The organism is Chlorogloeopsis fritschii PCC 6912 (genome assembly GCF_000317285.1).
Lineage (GTDB): Bacteria > Cyanobacteriota > Cyanobacteriia > Cyanobacteriales > Nostocaceae > Chlorogloeopsis > Chlorogloeopsis fritschii.
In genome coordinates, this window is sequence record NZ_AJLN01000028.1 from 1 (window position 1) to 918 (window position 918).

Genomic DNA, 918 nt, shown 5'->3' on the forward strand with positions numbered 1-918 from the left:
CCCCGTAGACATCGATGGTATCCGCGAGCCAGTAGCAGGTTCCTTACTCTACGGAAACAACATCATCTCCGGTGCAGTAGTACCTTCCTCCAACGCCATTGGTTTGCACTTCTACCCAATTTGGGAAGCAGCTTCTTTAGATGAGTGGCTCTACAATGGTGGCCCTTACCAGTTGGTAATTTTCCACTTCTTGATCGGTTGCTTCTGCTACCTTGGTCGTCAGTGGGAATTGAGCTACCGCTTAGGTATGCGCCCCTGGATCTGCGTAGCTTACTCTGCTCCTTTGGCATCTGCAACCGCAGTTTTCTTGATTTACCCCTTAGGACAAGGTTCCTTCTCTGACGGAATGCCTTTGGGAATCAGCGGAACCTTCAACTTCATGTTGGTGTTCCAAGCAGAGCACAACATCCTCATGCACCCCTTCCACCAGTTGGGCGTAGCAGGTGTGTTCGGTGGTAGCTTGTTCTGCGCTATGCACGGAAGCTTGGTAACTTCTTCTCTGGTGCGTGAAACCACCGAAACCGAATCTCAAAACTACGGTTACAAGTTCGGTCAAGAAGAAGAAACCTACAACATCGTAGCTGCTCACGGTTACTTCGGTCGCTTGATTTTCCAATACGCTTCTTTCAACAACAGCCGCTCGTTGCACTTCTTCTTGGCAGCTTGGCCTGTTGTATGTATCTGGTTCACCGCGCTGGGCATCAGCACCATGGCGTTCAACCTGAATGGTTTCAACTTCAACCAGTCAGTGATTGATTCTCAAGGTCGCGTCATCAACACCTGGGCTGACATCATCAACCGCGCTAACTTGGGTATGGAAGTTATGCACGAGCGCAATGCTCACAACTTCCCTCTCGACTTGGCTTCTGGCGAAGCTGAGAGAGTTGCAATCAGCGCTCCTGCTATCAACGGTTAATA

General features: G+C 50.1%; 1 protein-coding gene. It reads left to right on the forward strand.

The features are described 5' to 3' along the window. On the forward strand, nucleotides 1-916 hold a 916-nt coding region (gene psbA, locus UYC_RS0101450; protein ID WP_016879214.1), incomplete at its 5' end, for a photosystem II q(b) protein. Nucleotides 917-918 lie beyond the last annotated feature (2 nt).